We start from the raw sequence: 7,844 nt of genomic DNA, 5'->3' as shown, positions 1-7,844 counted from the left end.
CGTTAAATACCATGGCTGAGCAGCTAGATCCCAAGTCTTTAACCGCTAAACAAATAGCAGATTGGGTAATGGACGTACGTAATAGTAAATTACCTGACCCGAATAAAATTCCCAATGCAGGCTCTTTTTTTACCAATCCAATCATTCCAAAATCTCAAGCAGATGAGTTGTTAACTCAGTTTCCTAATCTACCCGCGTACCCGGTAGCAAATAATGATTCAGTTTTAAAAATTGCAGCAGGTTGGTTAATTGATCAATGTGGCTGGAGAGGTAAATCGTTAGGCTTAGCAAAAATGCACGACCAACAAGCACTGGTTTTAACGTTAAAGCCCGGCGCGAGTCAGCAAGACTTAATTGCTATTCAACACGCTGTCCAAATGGACGTGAAAAATAAGTTTGGTATTTTGCTGCAACCAGAGCCACAAGCATTTTATTAAACGATTAATTAACTAGGTATCTAGAAAGAGCCTTCATTATGACAGATGGTATACCAGATCGTTTATTAGATTGTGCGTGTGAATTGTTTCTAGAGAAAGATTTTCATAGTGTAAGCATTCGAACCTTAGCAAAACACGCTGGTACTAGTAGCGGTATGATCAAGTATTACTTCAATAATAAGCAAGGCTTGTTCGAAGCAATGATCAAGCGCGAATATGGGCGTATATTAGATATCTTGCAGGGCGTTATTATGCAAGAAGAACTTTTGGATTTTACGCATATTATAAATCAGGTCATGTCGATTTATGAAGATAACCCTAACATGCCGAAGTTTATAGCCAAAACTTACTTGTTAAGACAAGGTCCTGGCAGCCACTTTCTTCACGAGATGTTTGAGTATGAACAGCGCACCATTAAAGACTGGGTAGTGCAGGTGATAAAAGAAGGAAAAATAGATCGAAGTACCAACGCGGAAGTTGTTCGCATGGCCTTTATGTCGATCACTTTATTGCCTGGCATGATGCAAGATACGCTAAAGCATAGTTATGGTGAGGAGGGCTATCAGGACTTTCGTCAGAAATATGCTGCTTTTACCGGTGGGATGATTCTGAACGCACTAATACCTAATTCAGCAGCTGGACTTAAATCAAAGGCCGAACCTCAATCAAATCTCAGTTCTAAGCCTAAATCAAAAACGCAAAATTGATTTACGATCATACTTTAACTAATCGACGTCATCAGTGACTATGGCTTTATACATTTTAGAGTCATTTGATTAGGAATAGTAATATGCAAGCTGTATTTCAAACCCGAAACGGCAAACCCGATGTATTGCTACGAGGAGAGTTGCCAGCACCTACCTGTGGCACTAACGACGTATTAGTGAGTAACCTTGCAACTAGCGTGAACCCACGCGACTGTTTGATTAGAGCAGGACGGTATCAATTACAGTTTCTAGTGCCAAAGTTTCCATTAGTACTGGGCAGTGATTGTTATGGCCGAATTGTATCTACAGGGGCTGGTGTTAGTGGATTTAAAAAAGGAGATCTTGTTTATGGTCTTAAGAATCCTTCTCATGGTTTAGGCACCTATTCTAATCAAGTGAGTATTCCTGCTGAGAACATAGCGTTAGCACCGAATACCATTTCTACCGACCAAGCTGCTGGGGTTCCATTATGTGCACTTACCGCGTGGCAAGCATTGGTCGACCATGCTGAACTAACTACTGCATCAAGTTCTCACGCTAAGCGAGTGCTGGTTATTGGTGCCAGTGGTGGTGTCGGCAGCTTTGCAGTACAAATCGCAAAAGCGCTTTCTTCAAAAAATAGAACGGTATACGTCGATGGCATTTGCAGCACGGCGAATATTTCCCTTGTTCAGTCCCTTGGGGCTAATCGTGTATTTGATTATAAAACTCAAGATATAAAAAAACTAAATGGGGAATACGACATTATTTTCGATACCGTTGGCCGTAACTCCCCAACAACTTGTCGACACTTACTTTCATTGGATGCAACTTTTGTGACAACGCTACCTACGCCCGGCTTTATATTCAAACACTGGGTTAGTAAGTTTATGTCTCTGCTTTCAATTTCTCATATTCGTAATCGTGTGGTAATGGTTAAGCCAAACCAAGTGCAGCTAAGAGAAATAACTCGTTTAATTGAACAAGAAGCTATCCGGCCAATAGTCGATTCTGTCTACTCGATGGCAGAGGCTTCCAAGGCTCATGAGCGCAGTCAGAGTAAACGCGCTGTGGGTAAAATTATTATTCGCACTCAGACATGAATAAGGAATCACTTGAGTCGAGAATATGGCGCTGGTTTGGCAATTGGTTTCCAGCTTATCGTGGAAGTGGTGCTAAGGTCACTTATGTCTCTTCCAACTTTCAGGATGTATGTATTAAGCTGCCCTGTAACTGGAAAACTAAAAATCACATGGGAATTACTTGGGGTGGAAGCTTGTATGCGGCGTTGGACCCTATCTATGGTGTAATGTTATATAAAATACTAGAGCGACAATATAAGGTAATCGATAGTCAAGCTAGTATATGCTTTTTAAAACCAAGTAAAGGAACATTGTACGCTCACTTTCAAATTACAGATGATGAATTGCTTACTCTCAAAAAGCAATTGACCCACAATAATAAAGCGCGGATGTGCCTAGAGGTGAGGCTTACAAATAAACAGGGCGTAGTGCATGTGGTGTGTGAAAAACACATTCATATTAGAAATTCTATCTAGCCCTATACGTATAGTTCGTAGGCGATAGACTTAGTATTTACTGGCTTTTTAGGATTTGTATGCGTTCGATTAAGCATGAGTAAAGCGATTAACATTAATATCGAGTAATGGAGTTCAAAATACGTATGAAAGTTAAAATTTTTACTAGAGTCCTAAAACCAAAATTCAGCTTCTGGATGAAACCTATAGAGCAAGCTGATTTTGGTCTGGAAAGTGAAATCAACTTATGGTTTGCTAAAGAACCAACCATAGAAATCAAAGATATTAAGCAGACGCAAAGCGGCGGTTCATTTCAACCAGCTACTTTAACGGTTACGATTTGGTATCAGTAAGTCAGTGTTACGTAATTTATATGGGGCTGTTACTCGATCTAGTGAGGCAGTAGAGGGGTCGTTGAAATGAGACGGTTTTCATCAATGTCGCTTAGCTGAGGGTTATGAATAGCGCGAGATCCTATCAATTGAATGAATGTTTAATTGATGGCATATAAAGAGGAGGGGAAGTTCGACTATTTCTGATTTTAAGATAAGAGGCAAAAATTAAGATAGTGTCATGCCCGTTTGTCCGAAAGAATCAGTAAGCTATCAATATGGATTGCTGACATAACGAGCCCCTCGTTATTTAGGTAAATGCGCACGCGTGAATTCCCTGATGGAAAGTTGGGCCTTAGAAATAGATTTTGAAAGATACCGAATGAAATCAAATATCTGCCACGAGTTGTTGAAACTTTTTCAACAAAGACGAGGTTATTGTGCATTCAGATAAAGGGTGTTAATACACAAATTATGATTGGTAGAGCATGCTTAAAGCGAATATATTTGTCGCCAATGGAATATGAAAAGAACTATTTTTTGAAACAAGGTAGTGCCTAGAAAATTTAGGGGCGATTCAGTCTACGTAGTTACTGCTTGGCCAGAGTACTGCTTTTAATCTTGGGCTCTCTTAGTATCAATTTCACCCACCTGGGTGAAGATGTATCTTTTAAATCGATGTTTAATTTTCCTTTATAAGAAAATAAAAGGATTAATTAATGATTAAGCCAAAATCTCAGCATAGATTGTTGTTAGCAGGACTAATTTCGCTATCGTTGACGGCGTGTGGCGGTGATTCCTCGAATAAGGACGATACAAATAATGGTGGGCCAGGGGGAGTTATTGATACTACCCCGGATGCTTTCAGCTTTATAGGATTGCCTAATGCCGAACCCGGTGTTTCTATTGAAAGTGATAGCGTGACGGTTGGAGGCTTCGACGGTCAGCTGAATATTTCGACCAGCGAAGGCGAATTTCAGATTAATGGTGGTAACTGGGTAACTTCTGCCAGCATCTCGGCAGGCGATACTCTAAAAGCACGACTGACAGCCCCCAGCGACTTTGCCACGACAGCCAGTGTGACGATCGACATTAACGATGTATCGGCTACTTTCAGCATTACCACTCGTGCTCAGGATACCGAGCCGGATACGTTTGCATTTACAAGCCTTACCGGCCGAGAGTTGGAACAGAACATCTGTAGTGATGAGGCGACCTTAAACGGATTTGACGGCCCGCTGTCTTCCAGCGTCAATAATGGCTGGGTACTGCTCAATAATGCTCAGCAACCCACCACTGGGTCGTTCAACGTTAATTCAGGCGATACCATCAAGGTATGCCAGCAAGCTGCCAATGCGTTTATGACCGATAACGTCACCACACTGACTCTCGGAACAAACCCGGGTAATGCGGTTACTTTCACTACCACCACTCGCGCAGCTGATACCACACCAGATGCGCTGAGTTTTGCGGCTCAAACTGATGTCGAGCCAGGACAGGTTATTCAGAGTAACGTATTGACGGTTGGCGGTTTTGATGGACCATTGACCATCAGTGTCACCAATGGTGAACTGCAATTAAATAACGGCAACTGGGCAGCCAGTGGCGCGATTAATTCAAGTGATACCTTACGTCTGCGCCACACATCTTCGGCAGATTTTGAAACTGCAATCATAACCATAGTGAATATTAATGGCACTCAGGCCAGTTTTTCTTCCACCACTCGTGCCAAAGACGTTACCCCAAACACAATCGGCTTTAGTGCCAACAGCGATGTCGAGCCATCGACCCAAGTAGAAAGTAACGAAATTATACTGGCAGGCTTTGATGGTCAGCTGCCATTAAGTGCCAACAACGGTGCGATTTTAATCGTTAACGGTACATCATCTGCCGCCGGTGCCACCGCCAATGTCAGCAGTGGCGACCTAGTTAAAATCCGCCTGACCAGTCCTCCCAGCTTTGGCAGCCAGACCTCAACGGTTGTCACCCTGGGAAATAAACAAGCCGTGTTTGCTATCACCGTCCGCGATCAGGACAGCACACCGGATGCGGTCACCTTTACCTCACTCAGCGATGCAAATCCGGGCGAGACCCAGACAAGTAACGCCGTCACGCTGACAGGTTTTGAAGGCAGTCAGCCGGTTACCGTGAGTGGTGGCGAACTGCAAATTAATAATGGTAGCTGGGTCAGCAGTGGCTCAGTGAGCAGTGGTGACAGTGTACGTTTACGTCATACCGCCTCGTCGGATTTTAATACCAGCAGAGTGACCAATATGACGGTTGCCGGTGCCGCATTTGCCGACTTCAGCAGCACTACCCGTGAAAGGGATGTGACACCCGATGGCATTGCATTTACCAGTCTGAGCGATCAGGATACGGCCACCGTAGTGACCAGTAATGCCGTCACCGCCGATAGTTTTGAAGGCAGCCTGACAGCGAGCGTCAGCAATGGTGAAATGCAGGTCGGTTCCGACGCTTGGGCAACCAGTGCGATCATTCAGCCAGGGGATACCCTGCGTCTGCGTCAAACCACGGCTGGCGATTATGAAACGGATACCATCACCACTCTGATGGTCAATAGTGAGAGCTATACCTTTACCACCACCACCAAAGTCGAGGACACCACACCGGATAGCTTCACCTTTACTGCCTTAACCGATGTTGAGCCCGATACACTGCAAACCAGTAATGCCGTGACTCTGACAGGTTTTGATGGCACGCTGACGTTAAGCGTTCGCGGCGGTACCATTCGCCTCAATGGCACGGATTACCCCACCAGCGTACAAGTACAAGCTGGCGAGAGCTTTACTGTATCGCACACCAGTTCGGAGGATTTTTCGGATTCCGAAGGAGTGGAAGTGACGCTGGGCAGCTACGTCACCATCTTTAATTCCACCACCCGTGCCGCCAGCACCACCCCCACGCCAGTCACATTTACTGTGCAAACCGACGTCTCTCCAGGTCTTTATGCAACCAGTGATTCTGTCGTCCTGACTGGCTTTGATGGCAACGCCACACTCAGCGTCAGTGGTGGGGAATATGAACTGAATGGCACAGGCAACTGGTCGAATACCGCGGCCAGCAATATCACTGCGGGCGACAGTATTAAACTGCGTACACAAGCCAGCAGTGGTTATTACCAAACCACCGATGTGGTGCTGACGGTCAACTCCTCAACATTCACCTTCTCCGTCACCACTCTGGCCGCACCAGATCCGGTGATTGGCAACCTTAACAGCTACAATATTGATGGCACTGTAATTCTGCCGAATGACCTGGGCTCACAGTTGAACGCTGCCCCTCAGAGCGTGGCGATTGAAAGCCGTTACACCCTTGATTCTGCCGTTAATGGCACCCCAATCAATGTTTATAACGGCGACTATAAAATTAACTACGGCAACTGGGTAACCGGCACTGCAACGTCAGCCACGGATATCGGCAACTACAGCCATACCGTGACAACCGATGACATTGTTAGTGTTCGTCACACTTCCGGCAGCAGTGACCGTGAAACCGTCACCAGTACGCTGATGATAGGTGGTGCTAATGGCGCCAACCTGGTCACTCGTGAATTAACCAGCCGTACCTTTGATAAAGACTTCTTTAAGGTAGCCATCAGCGATACCGGCTGGAGCGCCGGCCAAGATCAATTGCTGGGTATGGAAGTACCACTCGGTTACCAGCGTGCCGAGCTGACCGAAGACTTCCCGCTGTACAGTGTTAAAGCGACGGCCACGGGTTCGGAAATTTTGAAAGCCCAACTGACCAGCAATACGGGTTCAATCGATGTGACCAGCGTAATCTCACTGGCGAACGGTGATATCGCTGATCTGACTGCGATCAATGTCGCTGACGGCGAAGACCTGTTAATCCATTGCGATAACAGCACAACACCGGCCAAAGCCGTATTACGCCTGGCTTCCGCAGCCACTGACATTGTTGAACTGCCGCTGCAACAGGCCAGCAGCTGGAGCATCAACAGCTGTCAGGATGTTGCGTTAACCGATGTCACCCGCAATGCTAATAGCGTTGAATTTAACCTGGCCATCGGCGGTAACGGCGTCAGCGGTACGGATAGTGGCTACCTGATTACCATGGCCAACCTGACGTTTGACAGCAGTATCAGTGGTAACCTCAGTACCACACTGGCAAGCAATAGCCACAATCTGTTGACCCGGGTTGATACCAGTAACAGTCGTACCGTACAGGCAATGGCCGCATTAACCGCCAGCCAGGTGGTGTATGCGGTTTCTCAACCGAATGAAACGTTAAACGGCACCAGTGCCTTGTATCGCTACAACAGTGCAGCCAATCATACCGATCAGATTATTGGTGATTTTTTTGAGCCATTCCTTAGCTACAATCCAAATGCAGTGTGGGACGTGGCGGACATCATTGTCTGGCATAAACGAAATACCAATACTAGCGCTGACTACAATGCAGAGCTGTATCTGGTATCGGAGAATAAAGGCATGGTAAAAGTGAACCCTGATAATAGCAACCTAGGCGACTTCACCACAATCACCAGCGGAGGTGGTCAGAATTGTACTGGAGCAGTATCGATTCTCAGCTGGTACAACAGTGCTTACAACAACAATCAGGGGCGCGATGAAGCAACCCTTTGGTGTCAGGATAACGACAACCTGAATAGCCTGATGACTATGGAGGCGCCTTAATTAATCGTCTAATTACGAGTCAATAAAAAGGCTCGTTACAATATCCATGACAATGCCTGTCACCAAACGGTGGCGGGCATTTTTTTGTTTGGTTTTTTTATGCCCAGCGTGTTATTCAAGTAGGATTCACCCATAAGGGGGAAGATGAATACTCAAAATAGAGCTAGTATTTCATA

The 7,844-nt window shown here is 45.5% G+C and carries 5 protein-coding genes and 1 pseudogene; all 6 read left to right on the top strand.

The window, feature by feature from the left end:
* Positions 1-437 (top strand): annotated as a pseudogene (locus Q0688_RS10640) (UDP-N-acetylenolpyruvoylglucosamine reductase); the annotation flags it as partial.
* A 38-nt stretch (positions 438-475) separates the two neighbouring features.
* Positions 476-1,144 (top strand): TetR/AcrR family transcriptional regulator, encoded by a 669-nt coding sequence (locus tag Q0688_RS10635; protein WP_299075845.1) that lies wholly within the window; start codon positions 476-478, stop codon positions 1,142-1,144.
* An 83-nt stretch (positions 1,145-1,227) separates the two neighbouring features.
* On the top strand, positions 1,228-2,226 hold the full coding sequence (locus tag Q0688_RS10630) for an NAD(P)-dependent alcohol dehydrogenase (RefSeq protein WP_299075842.1): 999 nt from the start codon (positions 1,228-1,230) through the stop codon (positions 2,224-2,226).
* The gene (locus Q0688_RS10625) at positions 2,223-2,681 is read left to right on the top strand and encodes a DUF4442 domain-containing protein (protein ID WP_299075839.1); all 459 of its coding nucleotides are present in this window, start codon (positions 2,223-2,225) and stop codon (positions 2,679-2,681) included. The genes Q0688_RS10630 and Q0688_RS10625 overlap by 4 nt, the downstream gene beginning before the upstream one ends.
* 125 nt (positions 2,682-2,806) lie before the next feature.
* Positions 2,807-3,013 carry a hypothetical protein gene (locus Q0688_RS10620; RefSeq protein ID WP_299075836.1) on the top strand — a complete coding sequence of 69 codons (207 nt, stop codon included), beginning with the start codon at positions 2,807-2,809 and terminating at the stop codon, positions 3,011-3,013.
* 698 nt (positions 3,014-3,711) lie between these two features.
* Positions 3,712-7,668 (top strand): hypothetical protein, encoded by a 3,957-nt coding sequence (locus Q0688_RS10615; protein ID WP_299075833.1) that lies wholly within the window; start codon positions 3,712-3,714, stop codon positions 7,666-7,668.
* Positions 7,669-7,844: the final 176 nt, after the last annotated feature.

Source organism: uncultured Paraglaciecola sp., assembly GCF_937123705.1.
Taxonomy (GTDB): domain Bacteria; phylum Pseudomonadota; class Gammaproteobacteria; order Enterobacterales; family Alteromonadaceae; genus Paraglaciecola.
This window is presented reverse-complemented; position numbering and strand designations above follow the sequence as displayed.